The organism is Spirosoma pulveris (genome assembly GCF_054781875.1).
In genome coordinates this window covers 1-15294 of the sequence record NZ_BAAGTO010000005.1, presented here as the reverse complement: position 1 = coordinate 15294, position 15294 = coordinate 1, and the positions used below count along the sequence as shown (strand labels likewise).

At 47.7% G+C, this 15294-nt stretch carries 15 protein-coding genes; 6 read left to right on the top strand and 9 right to left on the bottom strand.

All coding sequences use genetic code 11. From position 1 onward, the window contains the following. Positions 1-88 precede the first annotated feature (88 nt). Positions 89-1297 carry an acyl-CoA dehydrogenase family protein gene (locus ACYVJM_RS17920; protein WP_461149606.1) on the top strand — a complete coding sequence of 403 codons (1209 nt, stop codon included), beginning with the start codon at positions 89-91 and terminating at the stop codon, positions 1295-1297. A 95-nt stretch (positions 1298-1392) separates the two neighbouring features. On the opposite strand, the gene ACYVJM_RS17915 is transcribed toward ACYVJM_RS17920, so the two are convergent. The 6 genes from ACYVJM_RS17915 to ACYVJM_RS17890 form a co-directional block, all read right to left on the bottom strand. Next, positions 1393-2619: a glycosyltransferase gene (locus tag ACYVJM_RS17915; RefSeq protein WP_461149605.1), complete on the bottom strand. Its 1227-nt coding sequence runs from the start codon at positions 2617-2619 to the stop codon at positions 1393-1395. 100 nt (positions 2620-2719) lie between these two features. Further along, a complete protein-coding gene (locus ACYVJM_RS17910) occupies positions 2720-3094 on the bottom strand; it encodes a response regulator (RefSeq protein ID WP_461149604.1) in 375 nt (124 codons plus the stop codon). Between the two features lie 174 nt (positions 3095-3268). Continuing rightward, positions 3269-4384, bottom strand: a complete 1116-nt coding sequence (locus ACYVJM_RS17905; protein WP_461149603.1) for a hybrid sensor histidine kinase/response regulator — start codon at positions 4382-4384, stop codon at positions 3269-3271. Between the two features lie 85 nt (positions 4385-4469). Next, positions 4470-5300: a CheR family methyltransferase gene (locus ACYVJM_RS17900; protein WP_461149602.1), complete on the bottom strand. Its 831-nt coding sequence runs from the start codon at positions 5298-5300 to the stop codon at positions 4470-4472. Continuing rightward, positions 5300-8698 (bottom strand): GAF domain-containing hybrid sensor histidine kinase/response regulator, encoded by a 3399-nt coding sequence (locus tag ACYVJM_RS17895; protein ID WP_461149601.1) that lies wholly within the window; start codon positions 8696-8698, stop codon positions 5300-5302. Before ACYVJM_RS17895 ends, ACYVJM_RS17900 begins: the two co-directional genes overlap by 1 nt. 250 nt (positions 8699-8948) lie before the next feature. Continuing rightward, positions 8949-9098: a hypothetical protein gene (locus tag ACYVJM_RS17890; protein WP_461149600.1), complete on the bottom strand. Its 150-nt coding sequence runs from the start codon at positions 9096-9098 to the stop codon at positions 8949-8951. Between the two features lie 278 nt (positions 9099-9376). Between ACYVJM_RS17890 and ACYVJM_RS17885 the strand changes: the two genes are divergently transcribed. The 3 genes from ACYVJM_RS17885 to ACYVJM_RS17875 are packed head-to-tail and all read left to right on the top strand — an operon-like array spanning position 9377 to position 10249. Beyond that, on the top strand, positions 9377-9580 hold the full coding sequence (locus ACYVJM_RS17885; RefSeq protein ID WP_461149599.1) for a hypothetical protein: 204 nt from the start codon (positions 9377-9379) through the stop codon (positions 9578-9580). A gap of 17 nt (positions 9581-9597) precedes the next feature. After that, the gene (locus ACYVJM_RS17880; protein ID WP_461149598.1) at positions 9598-9996 is read left to right on the top strand and encodes a cupin domain-containing protein; all 399 of its coding nucleotides are present in this window, start codon (positions 9598-9600) and stop codon (positions 9994-9996) included. Between the two features lie 46 nt (positions 9997-10042). Continuing rightward, the gene (locus ACYVJM_RS17875; protein ID WP_461149597.1) at positions 10043-10249 is read left to right on the top strand and encodes a hypothetical protein; all 207 of its coding nucleotides are present in this window, start codon (positions 10043-10045) and stop codon (positions 10247-10249) included. Between the two features lie 22 nt (positions 10250-10271). Here ACYVJM_RS17875 and ACYVJM_RS17870 read toward each other — a convergent pair whose 3' ends face one another. The 3 genes from ACYVJM_RS17870 to ACYVJM_RS17860 form a co-directional block, all read right to left on the bottom strand. Further along, positions 10272-10736: a GNAT family N-acetyltransferase gene (locus ACYVJM_RS17870; protein WP_461149596.1), complete on the bottom strand. Its 465-nt coding sequence runs from the start codon at positions 10734-10736 to the stop codon at positions 10272-10274. A gap of 203 nt (positions 10737-10939) precedes the next feature. Beyond that, positions 10940-11290 carry a LytR/AlgR family response regulator transcription factor gene (locus ACYVJM_RS17865; protein WP_461149595.1) on the bottom strand — a complete coding sequence of 117 codons (351 nt, stop codon included), beginning with the start codon at positions 11288-11290 and terminating at the stop codon, positions 10940-10942. Positions 11291-12113: 823 nt separating this feature from the next. Beyond that, entirely contained in the window at positions 12114-12380 is a 267-nt protein-coding gene (locus tag ACYVJM_RS17860; protein ID WP_461149594.1) for a hypothetical protein, read from the bottom strand. A gap of 781 nt (positions 12381-13161) precedes the next feature. Between ACYVJM_RS17860 and ACYVJM_RS17855 the strand changes: the two genes are divergently transcribed. Further along, on the top strand, positions 13162-14148 hold the full coding sequence (locus ACYVJM_RS17855) for a glycosyltransferase (protein WP_461149593.1): 987 nt from the start codon (positions 13162-13164) through the stop codon (positions 14146-14148). A gap of 252 nt (positions 14149-14400) precedes the next feature. Continuing rightward, entirely contained in the window at positions 14401-14856 is a 456-nt protein-coding gene (locus tag ACYVJM_RS17850) for a GNAT family N-acetyltransferase (protein WP_461149592.1), read from the top strand. Positions 14857-15294: the final 438 nt, after the last annotated feature.

Here is a 15294-nt window from a genome sequence, read left to right as displayed (position 1 = left end):
TTTTTGGTGATTTATACAACCTGGTCTACATTGTCTGCAAAATTTATATACTTTAGTAACAAGCTCTATATTTTCTGGTTAACTCCCTATGCAATCCCCTTCCTTAACTTCGCCCCGGAATAAAGTCGACTCGTTCGAGTCGCCCGATTTCTACTGTCTGGATGATCTGTTAACGGCCGAGCATAAATTGGTTCGGTCTGCTGTACGCAATTTTGTTAAGCGTGAGATTGTGCCGATTGCCGAGGAGTATGCCCAACGGGCTGAATTCCCGAGGCATATTGTGCCCAAGTTTGGTCAGATCGGCGTGTTTGGCGCTACCATCCCAACCGAGTATGGCGGAGGAGGGCTGGATCAGATTTCGTACGGGCTGATGACGCAGGAAATTGAGCGGGGTGATTCTGGTATGCGCTCCTGCGTATCGGTTCAGAATTCCCTGGTCATGTACCCAATTTGGGCATTTGGCTCAGAAGCGCAGCGGCAGAAATACCTTCCCCGCCTGGCTACAGGCGAGTTGATAGGCTGTTTTGGCCTGACCGAAGCGAACCACGGGTCGGACCCGGGTGGAATGGAAACCAACTTTATCGAACGGAGCGATTATTACCTGCTCAATGGCTCGAAACTCTGGATTACGAACGCTAACATCGCTGATATAGCCATCGTCTGGGCCAGAAATGATCAGGGGAAAGTACGTGCTTTGATTGTGGAGCGGGGCACTGAGGGCTTCTCTACCGCCGAAATTAAAAACAAATGGTCGTTGCGGGCCAGCACAACGGGGGAGTTGATTTTCCAGGATGTACAAGTCCCGAAGGAAAACATACTACCCGATTCATTTGGACTTAAAAGCGCGCTCAAGTGTCTGGAGCAGGCTCGCTATGGGATTAGTTGGGGTGCATTGGGGGCGGCTATGGAATGCTATGAAGTGGCCCGCCGGTATGCACTGGAACGAATCCAATTTGGCAAGCCAATAGCCAGTTTTCAGCTGGTTCAGAAAAAACTGGCCGAAATGCTGACCGACATTACCCAGGGCCAGTTACTATGCTGGCGTCTTGGTGTGCTTAAAAACGAAGACAGAGCCACTGTTGCCCAAATCTCCATGGCCAAACGAAGTAATGTAGAAATGGCGCTGCGCGTTGCGCGGGAGGCCCGCCAAATTCTGGGCGCTATGGGTATTTCGGGTGAGTACCCGATTATGCGTCACCTGATGAACCTCGAATCGGTAAGTACCTATGAGGGCACCCACGATATTCAGTTACTCATATTAGGAGCCGAAATTACAGGTATCCCGGCCTTTAAGTAGGCTATTATTAGCGAGGTTGCGATAGGTGTATGGGGTCAAAACCTGCACTGTGGTGGTCCGTTGCTCATCTATCGCAACCTCTTAGTCGTCAATAACTAACCTGTTTGTAGCTCAACATCATCGGCACTATGGGCTTTATTCCATATGCCGGATGGTTCATACCGCCAAAACCGAACGAAGCCCTGAAGGGCACAGACGTTTACAAGCGTGATATAAAGCGGAAGCTGTAACGCGTTGATCCGGCGGCCTTGTTGCTGTAACCGATACCCCGTATACGCAAGGCTGTAGAATACACACTGGATTAGAAAAGACAGAACCCAAAAATAAGGTAAATACGGGTGTGGCTTACCCGTAAAAATCAGCGCCAGATTGAGAAACCACAGGGTTGGCAAACAAAAGGGAAGGACTGCCCAGCGCAGCAACCAGCGCGAAATATACTGAAAGGAAAGCCAGCCGTAACGAGTTGAATTGACCAGGTAAACCAGGCGCATTAGGGACTGAAATCTACCCGTAGCCAGGCTAACCTCCCGCTTTTGCTCTTCTTCGATTGAGCGCAGCGGCCGTTCCATCGTGTAAGCATCTGGTTCGTAAGGAACGCGATACCCTTTTTTGGCTATGCACATTGAGATTGTAAAATCGTCCAGAAGGGTACCTTCCTCAATGGGTTCATACAGTGTAGTTCGTATGGCCAATAATCCGTTAGTTTCAGCAACGGCCGTTTGAAACTGAGATTCCTGCCGATTCAAATACGACACACACGACTGGTACCAACGTTCTCCCCGGGCCTGGGCGGGTTCATGGAGCGAGTTGACGACGCGTTTCTCACCCACAACGGCTCCAATGCAGTTATCCTGAAAATGCCGGACCAGATTACGCACGACCAGACTATTGAGTTGGGCAGTGACATCGCTGAAAATAACAATCGGCGAGGTGACGTGCTTCATCGCGCGATTCATAGAAGCCACGGTACCTCCTTGCTTCGATCCCCCCTGCACCTCGATTTGCTGAGCGCCATCATCCCGCAACGATTCCAGCCATTCCGTACTTCCATCTGTCGAGCCTTCTGTCAGAAACAAAAAGCTAAGTTTGTCGGCGGGATAATCCAGCGAATACAAGTTCTGAAGTTTGGCAGGCAAACTGGTTATTTTGTTGTAAGCCCTTATGACCAGCGTTACCTGGGGCGTATCGCTATTCTGATCTATAACTGAAGGGGCTGATTGAAACAAACGTCGGATTTTAGCCAGCAGGGTAATCAGAAGTCCGTATCCTGCATACGTGTAAAAAAGTATGCCCAGACACAGGAAGAATAAAAATTGTAGCATAATCAGGCCGCAGTAAAGCGCTGAAGAACAGGTTACTGCCTTACAGATTAAGGTGGCTATAAAGACATTGTAATTATTTCGCTGGGTTTAACCAGTCAAATCAGCGGTGGAGAACAGCGTTGATCTTTACCTTCATTTCCCGGGGGTTAAACGGTTTTTGAATAAAGTCATTTGCCCCCTGTGCAAGGCAGGTGGTTTTTGTTACGCCATCTTCCAGGCTCGATAAGACGATGATAGGGACGTTTTCGAAGGCTGAATTCTTCCGGATCAACTCAATTAACTGCTGACCATTCAACTGCGGCATTAGCAGATCAGTGATGATTACGTCGGGTAAGTTGCCGCTTTCAAGCCATGTTATCGCTTCTTTGCCGTTCGTGCAGGAATTGAGCTCGAATTCTTTACTCAATGTCAACTGAACAATCTTTCGAATGTATACGTCATCGTCTACGTGTAATATCTGATACCTGTTTTCCATCTTTATATGGTTGTAATCGGCAAGTGATTCGTTGTCAAACAAAGAATAACTAAATATATACGAATTGATAATAAAGTAAATAAATAGTTTAGCAAGCGGTTGCTGTAAGTCAGCTAATCTTATTCAATGACAAATGCTGACTGATGCTAGCTGCATGTTTGTTGGTTTAGGATGCTATCTTCTCCAACTGAAGAATACGGTGCAGCCTTCTCCAGGCGAGGTGTTTACCCGTAAGGAGCCGCCCTGTTCTTCAACGAGCATTTTGAGCGTATTGAGCCCGACACCTGTACTGCTTTCGTGCTGCGATTGACCAACGGGTCGGAACAGGGTAAAAAGTTTTGCCTGCTGGTCAATTGTCATACCTGGCCCATTATCCCGAACGTAGAATTCAATAAAGTCGTCCTTGTCGGCATAACCGATTTCTATCTCTCCCTGGGCTTTATCATTATACTTAATGGCGTTGCTGAGCAGATTCTGGAATACCTGCTGCAGCTTTATTTTTTTAGTATAAAGTGTAGGCATCGGTTCGATCGTGGTGACCTGTATGTGTTTGGGTGGGAACAGTAGCTTAATTGTCTGAGCTAAAAGCTGAGATACATCGACCCATTCCGATGCCTGTTGGTCGATACTTTGACGCGAGTACTCCAGAATATTGCTGATCATCATGGACTGGTGGTAACCCGCTTCTTTCAGGTAACCCAGATAACTGGCAAGTTCATCCTGTTCAATGGGTCGACTCTCATTCGTATTTTCGACCAGATGGAGCAGGGTGATCAAACCGGTTAGTGGCGATTTGAGATCATGAGCCACCATATAAACAAACTTCTCTAACTGCTTATTGATGGCCGCCAGATCCGTAGCCGATTTCTTTAGTGCCTGTTGTGAGCGCCACAACTCCTCAAAGACATTGACTTTGGCCCTGGTAATATTACTGTCCAGCGGCTTCGAAAGGTAATCAACGGCTCCTTCTTCAAATCCCTTCAGTACGTATTGTTCTTCCTTGTTGATTGCGGTAACGAAAATAATGGATATATCGCGGGTTTTGGTGTTGGCTTTCAGGAATTGAGCCACCTCGAAGCCATCCATTTCAGGCATCTGTACATCCAGCATGATAAGCCCGATCTGGTCATTTTTTAAGGCATACTTGAGGGCTTCGTTGCCGGAGGTTGCTTTAAGGAACTGCCGGTTTCCATTGTCCAGAAGTTCTTCGAGCACAAGCAGGTTTTCGTCCCGATCGTCCACGAGGAGTATGGTAAACGGGTTTGGGCTGGTACTATTTGTGGGTTTCATAAAGGATTGAGAAGAGTACGTTACGGTGGTAATGCTGTTCTTTCTGGGCATCTGTATTGCCGGCGTTGCTGGCTTAACAGTCTGTTTATCGTATACGACGAAATATTTTCGTATCGGCGGTGATGGGTGCAAACTGGTCGCGCAAGTCCGTAAACAAGAGTGATTCCTTCGGACCAATAGCCAGGAAACCAAGTGAGGCAAGGCTATCATGAAAAAGCCGAACGACATGATTTTGTAGCTCTTTGTTGAAGTAGATCAATACATTACGGCAACAAACCAGTTGAAACTCGTTGAAAACGCGGTCAGTAACCAGGTTATGCTGGGCAAAAAGAATGGAATCCCGAAGCGTTTTGTGCATTTGCATGTGGTTGCCCTGCGGGGTATAGTAGTCTGAAAAATTACGCTGCCCACCGGCCTGCTGGTAGCTTGCGGCATACTCGTTAAGGTGCTGTATCGGAACCAGACCCTGGCGGGCTTTCTCCAGATTAGCCGGGTTAAGGTCAGTAGCGTAAAGTCGGCATCGCTCCAGCAGATTGGCTTCTTTAAGCAGGATAGCCATGGAGTACACTTCTTCGCCGGTTGAGCAGCCCGCATGCCAGATCTTAATGATCGGGTAGGACGCTAGTAGCGGCAGCACTTTATCACGCAGGTTTTGGTAAAAAACGGGGTCACGAAACATTTCGGTGACGTTTACCATGATTGACTGCAGGAACCAGGCAAAAAAGGTGGAGTCATTCGCCAACTGAAATCGAAGTTGTGAGGCTGTTCGGATTTGAGCCATGCCCATACATCGAATAATTCGACGTTTGAGCGACGACTGCGCGTAATTCGTAAAGTCATACCCGTGTACCAACCTGATGAGGGTTAGAATTTCTTCCAGTTCGGGGGTACTTAACTCGTAATCAAGGTTCATCATCAGGAAGGCATCCAGGTATGCATGACAGAAAGCAGCTGCTTAACATCCAGCGGTTTAGTGATGTAGTCCGACGCGCCCGCTTCAAGGCACTTCTCCCGGTCGCCAGGCATGGCTTTGGCCGTCAGGGCTATGATGGGCAGTTCCGCAAATTGTTTCTCTGCCCTGATTTTTCGGGTCGCTTCGTAGCCATCCATGATGGGCATCATGATATCCATCAGGACCAGATCGATCGGCGATTGGCTGTTCAGGGTATCAATGGCTTCCTGGCCATCACTGGCAGTAATGACAGTCAGCTTATTCTCTTCCAGCAGGGTACTGATCGAAAAAACATTCCGCATATCGTCGTCTACCAGCAGTACAGTCTTACCCTGCCAGTTAACACTGGTTGGCAGGTGGGGAAGGGCGGGCGTTGGTGGTGGCGACTTGATATGAGATTCCTGCTGAACGTTGTAGAGGAATAATTCAAGCTGGTCCATCAGCCGGTCTTTTGCCTGGGCCGAGTCGTGAACAACCGTATCGGAGAGTTTCTTTAATTGTAATTCATCGGAAGAGGACAATTCTTTGTCCAGGTAAATAATAACCGGTGTCTGGTCGCCCGCCATAGCGGCCTGTAACTGCCGTAACTTCTGAATTCCCAGTTCCAGATCCTTGCCAATGTCGGCAATGATGCAGTCGTAGGCTCTGGCGTGTACTTTCTGCAGCGCTTCTTCATTGAGCACGGCATAGTCGCAGTTGACATCGAAGTGCCGCTCGCCAATTAGTTTGGTCAGTGAATTATTGGGCAGATAATCGCCGGACAGCACAAGGATGTTTTTTATCTTTTCGGTAATGAAGTCACCAATTCGGTTGAACGCATCTTCCAGATCCTGCTTGGTCAGCGGCTTCTGTAAATAAGCCAGTGCCCCTGGCAGAACAAGCTGTTGCTCGTCACTCGCCGACATGACATGTACCGGGATTGCACTTAGTTTTTTGTCGTCCTTGAGTAATTTCAATACGCTGATGCCGTCGAGTGCCGGTAACTGCAAATCCAGGATAATGGCCGTTGGTTCATACCGACGGGCGTAAGCCAGTCCCTCGTCGCCCTGGAGCGCCACCAGTGTTTTGTAGCCTTTGGTACGGGCAAAATCCTGAACAATACTGGCAAAACGGGCATCATCCTCAATAATGAGCATGAGCTTGTCGCCTTTTTGGATCGATTCGCGGTCGTCCGTTACCGTTGCCTGCAGCACGGGAAGTGACGACGGAACCGGTGTATTGACTTCGGTCGTCCTGCTCGGTTGCGTTGGGAGCGTGTCTGATTGGGCAGTGGGTGAAAACGATAACGGGAGCCACAGGGTGAACGTGCTTCCTTTGCCCTCTTCACTGTGAAGAGTAATTTCGCCACCCAGTCGTTTAATCAACTCGCGGCTGATGGATAAGCCAAGGCCGGTGCCACCATACTTACGGCTTGTGGAGCCATCTACCTGCTGAAAGGCTTCAAAGATAAGTTGTTGTTTGTCGGGCGGAATGCCAATGCCCGTGTCGGATACGGATATGGCCAACAGCGATTTTTCCTGCCGCAGCTCCTGGCGGGTAATTTTCGATAGACTTGTTTCGATGGAAAAATTCAGGGTAACGCGGCCATTGCGGGGGGTAAACTTAAACGCGTTGGAGAGTAAATTTTTGAGGATCTGCTCCACCCGTAGCCGGTCGGTTACGATCTCTGCGGGGACAGATTCATGCAGGTTGGTAATAAACTGTACCTTTTTCTCTTCGGCGACAACGGTAAAAAGCTGCGTGAGATCCCGAACTATACTTTTAACCGGTACGGTTTCGCGCAGAACAGTAATGTGCCCGGCTTCAATCTTGGCCAAATCCAGGATGTCGTTAATGAGGGTCAGTAAATCATTGCCGGACTTGTGTATAATGGTTGCGTACTCAATCTGTTTGGGAGTGAGGTTGTCTGGTTTATTATCAGCCAGTAATTTGGCCAGAATCAGGACGCTGTTCAGGGGCGTTCGTAATTCGTGCGACATGTTGGCCAGAAAAGCCGATTTGTACTGGCTGGTCACCTCCAGTTCTCGGGCCTTAAGGGCCAGCGATTGCCGGGCAATTTCGACCACTTCATTCTTCTCGATCAGTTCAGCGTTGATCTGCCGCAGTTCTTCCTGCTGCACCCGCAGCTCTTCTTCCGAAGCCTGCAGGTGCTCGGCATGGCGTAGCAGGGAGTCATTAGACTGGCGGAGTTCTTCCTGCTGTTCAGCAACCAGTTCGTTTTGCTGCTGAACCTGTTGTAGAAGAGCGCGAACCTGTTCATGCGTTTGCGAAGAGTTAATGGCTACAGCCAGCGGCTCCATCAGGCGTTTGAGCAGTTTCATGACGGCTGGCTCCAGAACTCTGAAGGAGGCTAGTTCCAGGACGCCAATCAGTTCTTTATCTTTTCGGTACCATAACGGCACCAGCACCAACTGACCCGGTTGTGCCTGCCCGCTACCCGACTGAAGCATCCAGTAGTTGGTAGGCACCTCATCGATAGCCAGAATTTTCTGTCCCTGGGCAGCCTGCCCAACCAACCCTTCGTCCAGCGAAAACGTAGTCGATACCTTGCCCGGTAGCCCAATAGCGGCCACTCGTTCGAGGAGTTTTCCATCCGGATTATAGAGATACAGAGCAGCAGCGGGTAAATCCAGATGATCGACAAGAGTGTCAATAATCCGTTTGGCCATACCCTGCGGAGTGTCCTGGTCCTGTAAACTATGACTTACTGCCGAAATGCCGGAGAGTTGCCAGTTTTGTTCTTCGCTTTCCTGATTAAAGGCCTGCATAGTGGCCAGGTTGGCTTTCAGTTCACGCTCAGCTCTCCGCCGTTTCCTGAACTCGTCAAAAATGACCAGTATCAAAATCGTGATGTTGACGACCGCTACCAGGATGGCTACCCACATGGCACACTCTTCGATGTAGTCGGTATCCAGCTCTTTTTGCTGACGTAGTAGTAAGCTTTGCCGTATTTCCTGCCTGAGCTGGGTCAATTCGATGCGTAGGGCACTCAGCTTTCTTGTATCTCCAGCGAGGTAAGAAGTTGTTGCTTCGTCAATCCGACGCATTCGATCCGACTGGTGCTCATCGGCACTGAGCAGATTATCCAGATCGCTGAGCAGCCGATCAACAGTTGCTATCGCAAGCGGATTCAACTGGGGTTTAACGGATGGGACAGGAGGGTTCTTTACCGTACTGTTTATATCGGCCAATGCCAGTTGCAGGCTAAAAACCAGTTCAGTAATTCGCTCGGATTCAGTTGATTTTACCAGTAAGGCATCATGCCTTCTAAAGGCACTGAAGTATAGTATGATAATGACTGGTACCGTTAGAAAGGTAAGGGCCGCCCCAAAATATATTCGACCAGCTAAAGATTTTCTCATTTACTATATTTTTTAATAGTATACTTTAGGTATTCACAATATTATATATGGAAACAAATATATGTATTTAGTAGGCAGATTGCCATCATATATGATAAAAAATTCAGATTACTTCTGATGCCAGAACCAGCACACAGCAAAAAACCATCTGAGTAGGTTAGTACCCGGACGGCTTCGCCTGTTGTGTTGCTGGCTTTTATCCCTTATTTATACGTTTATGGTTTACGCAGAGCCGCTTCTAAAAAGTTGTTCAGTAAAGCCACAACGTCTTTGGGTGGGTAAGCAGGCAGAAGAGATCGCCGGGTACAAGCTGGTTTTGTTGATCCGTAAACCCAATAATTAAATCGTTTCGGGCTTCTTTTAGTAACTGGACAGCGCGGCTGCCGCAAAGAATTACCATAAGGAGATTTGATGCCTATTCTTATTGAATAACAACAGTTTACATAAACGAGCGTTTTCGCGAATCGAACAATTTTAAATTTCTGTTCAATACAATTCGTCGTATACGTTAACTTACTAAAACGCTAGCCAATCAGATTAACAATCAAAAGATATAGTTTTAATTAACCGTTCCTGTCTAAATCTGTCAACACGGACCTGTATGCGATTTCCTACCGTACCTATTGCGCCATCGACCAATCGCTCGATTGGATAAAGTTCTTCAAACACATTAGTGACGTGCTGTTTATTCGAAAATGCCAGAAAACTACCTCCCTGATGACCGATACGGCAACCCAGCGCTACGCCAATCTGGTGGCTACTCATCCCCTTATTGAACAGAAATTCCCTCCGTATTTGATTGCCTCTTTCTTGAAGGTACGGCCCGAAACCCTGTCCCGGCTAAAAAGTCTTGATCTACATCAAGGAAAAGCTCATCCCTAACCGCCTACTTTTGAGCCATGAAAGCAAGACCATCGTGGATTAGCTGGCCACTTTTTTTGATGACTTACTCCGTAAGTATGGCTCAGATTCAACCCGCCCGAAAAGACTTACTGCATGTTTTGCTGGCCAGGCAGCCGCTGTCTCAAATTGATGTAAAACAAGTTACGATACCCATTGGCCAGACCGCGCCCAAACATACGCATCCGTGTCCTGTGGTTGGCTACGTTGTCTCAGGCCGCGTTCTATTCCAGATCGAAGGGGAAGCGAAACGAGTTATCCAGCAGGGAGAAGCCTTCTATGAGCCCAAAGATAAAGTCATCCTTCACTTCGCTAATGACTCGGCTCAGCAACCACTGACCTTTATTGCCTTCTATCTAAGGGAAGCCAATGAAGAACTGATCCAACTAATCAAATAACCCCCAAGCGTCAACCGGTTAAAGTAAGGGTCAGCCTGCTTACGGTATGGGACCCCAATACGTTACCTACTCTGGCCAAGTCGGCTACGGGCAGGGCGGAGGGGGTGTTGGGGCCGGTTGTGGCTTTTACTATTTCCCGGCAAAACAACTCTATGTTTTCATTGGGATAAACCTGGGCCTTCTTACCGGAGGCCCATATGTAGACATGGCTGGCAAACTAAGCGATGCACTGGTCGACCTGTTAATGAAATAAGCTGTAGCAAATGATTCTCAGGTTAGCTACAACAACCCATGACCGGGTTTACTGTCTGTTCGTCTTTTCGCATCAGATAATACGAGCCATCTACTGAATCGTCCTGACCTTCAATCAGCCAACCCAGAGACTGGTAGAAGGCCAGGGCAATGACATTCTGTTGCAGGCATTTCAACCGGGCGGGATAACTCAATTCAGCTAAACAAGTAGTAAGCAGTGCTTTGCCAATGCCTTGTTTTGTATAAGCCTGATCAATAAATAGATTGTGGATGAAGTTGGCGGGTGCGTACCAGGAAATAAAACCAACCGGTTTCCCCGCCACGAGTGCTACTTGTATCTCCTCATCCTGAGTTGACTGATCGAAATCGTTAAGTTCATAGGCGGATGTGTCGAGCCAGTGGAACGTACGCTGTCGTGATTCGAGGTAAATTCGACGGAGATCATCCGCGTAGGAAGTGTTGTATGTATAAATAGCGTAGGGCGTCATAGCGACAGAATCTAATACCCGTGTAAACGTTGTTGATCAATCAAACGGTCTTGCCCGGCTTTTGAAGATGGTTCCAGTACGTAGGCTACGGATGGCATTGGACAAATAGTAAAAAAGGGTGGTTGTAAAGTAAACGCTCTACTAATTAAATAATGAAGAGCTGTGCATCGTCTGTGCATAGCGCTTAAATACCAATTGGTCGGTTATGCTGCCGGCGATGAAAGTCGCTCATAAGCAGCTAATCGATGCCTTAATTGTTTGTGTTGTCGCCGGGAGATAGGCAGTCGACGTTCCCGGGAGAGCTGAACAAAAGGCGGATCGGCTAAGTGGGCCCTATAAGCCAAAATACAACCAGGATTGACTAAAAGGCTTTTATGAAGTCGTAGGAAGGTCGGTAAGCGTCGGGCCATTTGTTTCAGCGTAATGGCCACCAGCAGGGGCTTGTTTCGGGTGATATGCACCCAGGTATAGTTACCCTTGGCTTCCAGATATTCAATGGAAGCGACGGGCACTGGCCGTTTAAGAGTAAAATCAGGTAAAAGAATGGTTTCCACCGCAAACAGGTTTGAGCAGACAAAGTTAGGAAAGCTGTCTACCAGCCAGGAGGAACAAGCGGATGAACTGGCATAATATGGATGTGTATTGGCAGATTTAAAGACTGAGTAGTTACGCCTAAATAGCAACAAGGTGCAGTGGTGGTCTTGCCTTTGAGTTTAAATAGGCCGTTTACTTTCAGCTTATACAGATTAGGTTTCTGCGTCTCAAGCAGAAGCCTTTTGTGGGATAGTATATTTTTATAATCTGTTCAATTCAATTCGTTATATAGAGTACGCTTTACCTAACCCAACCGTTGGGAGTAACCAGCTAAAGTAAACAGGCGGCCAGCATCAGGGCTACGCAGCTATACAGTAGACAAGCGACAAGGCATTTAACTCGGCATAACGTGCCAAACGAAGTAGTGAAAGCCTCTCTGGCAAATCCAATAGACAATAAAAATTGACAGATTATCGAGAAAACAATAAACAGTACCATTGCACAGTAGATCTAGTCGTAATGTATAAGTAGTAGGCTATCGTGTAAAATATACCGCCTTACCTGGCTGGGCGCTATTAAAATCGGAGAGTGTGTGTAGGTTGTTCGGGCATCAAGCTATCTATGGCCGGTTGTTTCTAGACTTATGGTCTCAACGGACGGTTGGCCCCAAGTCGGCACTCCGACTGCTGGCTATTTTATTCGTCAACAAAGGGATGCCTTGAGGGATGGCCCCTTTTAAGTAGCCGATCGATGCATGTTCCTTCTTCTGGCTAAAGAGCGAATTGTCAAACAGTGAATTTTATTATCTGTCCGTCTAATCCGTCGCCTACGAGTTCCCTAAGCTTAGTTTCTGCATTCACCTCCCAATTCGTGTAAAACCTGCAAAGTCCGTCTCAACATGTTCGTCATTGGCCCCTCGTTGGTTAAGACCATGACTTGTTGGCCTTGTTGATAGAAGCCGATGAGGTCCGCTTGATTCATCGAATTAACCAGCAGCCATTTGTCAGCCAGGTAAGTAACGGGTACGCCCATTCGCCGACTGACTCGTTTGACAATATCCGGCACAGGAGGACAGGCTTGATTGAAATGGACTTCTCGGCAGTAAATCATAGCAATGAGTAGTTTGGCTTTAAGCAGCAGAGGATGTCAATTGGTTAGGAACGTTGGCAATGGTTGTCAACGCGTAGTCAGATCCATACTGCACATAATACTTGAGCAAATATACTTATCGATTGACCAATAAAGCAATATATATTCATGCAAGTCTGTATAAATAGTGGACTACATATTGGTAAGAAGTCGATCGATCGGCTTAATCCATGACGAACTAATCTACCTCTTTGGCTCAGGGTCATGTTCAATCATAAGCTACGCAAAAGAGCGTAAGCAACTGACCCAGAGAAAATGAACTAAAAGCCACTGGGAGAGACAGGTTGAACTGTGTGGGCTAGGCGTTTCCGGGCACCGAAGGCCTCTAGCTTAGAGCCATTATTGACACAAGCTTCTTTTAAAATGCTCCCATTAATGAGCAGATGTATAAATGCTTTGTCCCATCAGGCGGTAACCTGTACCTGTGCTGAGACGCCAGTTTCTACTATCTGTTCATCATGATGAGTCGTATTCAGATAAGTAATTGCCAAATTCTAGTCATATGTACAATCAGTCTGTTGCCTACGAAGTGACTTATAGACATATGTTTGGTCTATAATTAACAGGGAATTCCAGAACGTAGGTGGCTGACGGCACCCACCAGGCCACTGTCTTCTCCTTCCGTCACAGAGGATGGAGCAGAAGACAGCTACAGATTCCTCCTTGATTTCTAAGCCGTTCGGCTTAAATAATCAGGGAGGAATCCATTACACTCTTATCTCTTATCTTGATCAAAGCCTAGATGACTGAGCGATCTACACCTTACAACCCGTCCACTCCCTTAATAAACCCGATTCACTCCACCCCACCGCTGGTCTCAATCATCATTCCCTGCTTCAATCAGGGTCGCTTTCTGGCTCAGGCCGTCGAGAGCGTTCTCCAACAGACCTGGTTACGCTGCGAAATCATTGTCGTCGACGACGGCTCAACCGATAACACCCGCCAGGTAGCCACTCAATTCCCCCAGGTGCAGTATGTCTATCAACCCAACCAGGGGCTATCGGCCGCCCGCAACACGGGCTTGCAGCGAAGTCAGGGCGAGTACCTGGCTTTTCTGGATGCCGACGACTGGTTCTATCCCGATGGGATTGAGGTCAACCTGCGTCAACTTCAGCAGAATTCTCAGGCTGCTTTTGTCTCGGGTGCCCATGACAAGGTCGACTCGTCCGGACACCTGCTTGCCCGGGAGCAGATGCCGGTGGGACAGGGTCACTACTGGCGACTGCTGCAAAGTAACTATATCGGGATGCACGCTACGGTGTTGTACCGACGCTCGCTGTTCGATCAGTTTCAGTTTGACCCCTCCCTGAAAGCCTGCGAAGATTACGATCTGTATTTGCGCATTGCCCGCCATCATCCGGTGCTGCACCATACCCATCCCATTGCCGCCTACCGCATTCACGGGGGCAATATGTCGGCCAATGCCCCTCTGATGCTGGACCGGGTATTGTTTGTGCTGGCCAGGCAGGTAAGCGCCTTGAGGAGTCGGCAGGAACGAAAGGCCTATCGACGAGGGGTGATCAATTGGCGGGACTATTACGGGACACTGGTTTTTGAGTCCCTCCTGGCTCAACCCGCCGGTGCAATTCCCCAGCAGATGAAAAAGCCGGCGCTGAACATGTTAAGAAAATATAACCTTAGTCTTTATCTGAGTTATTGGCTCCTGCAGCGACTGCCCCAGTCAAAGCGGCTGTTCCTTCGGGCTCTCCTAGGCGGTTTGTCCCGTTAGATAAGCTCGTAAGCCCTGATATCCATTAACCGTATACAACGAATAGCACACTGGACATACCTCAAAATAAGCCGTTCCATTAAACGCCCCATTTATGAAGCATATGGATTGAGCAGCCTTTAGTTTCCTTCTGCCAGGCTACGTATCGATATACCCTCGCTAGCGATGAGACGTTGTCTGAATCAATGGAATAGGCCCGATCAGTAAGCGATTGCCTACATTCACAAACATAAAAGAATAGTAAACAAGATCATGGAGCTATTGCCGATTAGACCAAGCCTTCAAGAAAATCAGCCGTTTATTGAACATCCTGACTGTAAAGAAGCGCTATCCATGACGATTGATTATTTCAATAGAATCGGGTATGTACCGCCATGGATCGGTTATTTCGCTCAACTCGAAAATGAATTAGTGGGGAGCGCTGGGTTTAAAGGGGCACCTGGAGAGGGTAAAGTTGAAATTGCTTATGGTACATTTCCGGCTTATCAACGGCAAGGGGTTGGCAGCCAGATTTGTTATCAGTTGGTACAACTTGCCTTGCAGACTGATCCCGAGATTAGAATCACTGCTCGAACAGTAGAGCCCGACAACTACTCCGCCCGTATTTTAAAAAAGAACCATTTTTTTTGTACTGGCCCCGTCTGGGATGAAGAAGACGGAACAGTCTGGATATGGGAGTATCAAAGCACTATACCTGGTAATTATTGAAAACCCGTGTTTAGGGCCCGAATCATCACCATGGCAATGGTTGTTGAAAATGCCTGAGAGTTAACTAAAACTCTTATTCTATTAACGCTTAACAAATCAAGCCAGAAGCGCATAATCTCGAGCTACAGTGCCTCGTACCATACCAACAACGGATGGTCATTAGCGGTAGATTATGCCTTTCGATTCTGTGGCTTTTGTCTGGCTATACATAACCCCGTTACCTCTCCCAAAATACTTAAAGAGATTTAGAAATTCTGAGACCTTTTAACACGGGCATGATGAACTGTATTCAAAGTAGCTAACAATATAATGAGCGTGGCTGTTGCACAACTCTGCCAGTGCCTAAAACTGCATGATAGATGGAGTTTTTGTACCTTCAGCTATCTATGCAAGGCAGAAAACACGACCGCGAAAAACTCATCACCTCTTTCCACCTTT

Coding starts and splice junctions, on each gene's coding strand:
- ACYVJM_RS17860 (WP_461149594.1), bottom strand. CDS start 12,380: ATGATTTACTGCCGAGAAGTCCATTTCAATCAAGCCTGTCCTCCTGTG.
- ACYVJM_RS17875 (WP_461149597.1), top strand. CDS start 10,043: ATGGGACCCCAATACGTTACCTACTCTGGCCAAGTCGGCTACGGGCAG.
- ACYVJM_RS17895 (WP_461149601.1), bottom strand. CDS start 8,698: ATGAGAAAATCTTTAGCTGGTCGAATATATTTTGGGGCGGCCCTTACC.
- ACYVJM_RS17890 (WP_461149600.1), bottom strand. CDS start 9,098: ATGGTAATTCTTTGCGGCAGCCGCGCTGTCCAGTTACTAAAAGAAGCC.
- ACYVJM_RS17910 (WP_461149604.1), bottom strand. CDS start 3,094: ATGGAAAACAGGTATCAGATATTACACGTAGACGATGACGTATACATT.
- ACYVJM_RS17870 (WP_461149596.1), bottom strand. CDS start 10,736: ATGACGCCCTACGCTATTTATACATACAACACTTCCTACGCGGATGAT.
- ACYVJM_RS17915 (WP_461149605.1), bottom strand. CDS start 2,619: ATGCTACAATTTTTATTCTTCCTGTGTCTGGGCATACTTTTTTACACG.
- ACYVJM_RS17900 (WP_461149602.1), bottom strand. CDS start 5,300: ATGATGAACCTTGATTACGAGTTAAGTACCCCCGAACTGGAAGAAATT.
- ACYVJM_RS17905 (WP_461149603.1), bottom strand. CDS start 4,384: ATGAAACCCACAAATAGTACCAGCCCAAACCCGTTTACCATACTCCTC.
- ACYVJM_RS17920 (WP_461149606.1), top strand. CDS start 89: ATGCAATCCCCTTCCTTAACTTCGCCCCGGAATAAAGTCGACTCGTTC.
- ACYVJM_RS17855 (WP_461149593.1), top strand. CDS start 13,162: ATGACTGAGCGATCTACACCTTACAACCCGTCCACTCCCTTAATAAAC.
- ACYVJM_RS17850 (WP_461149592.1), top strand. CDS start 14,401: ATGGAGCTATTGCCGATTAGACCAAGCCTTCAAGAAAATCAGCCGTTT.
- ACYVJM_RS17880 (WP_461149598.1), top strand. CDS start 9,598: ATGAAAGCAAGACCATCGTGGATTAGCTGGCCACTTTTTTTGATGACT.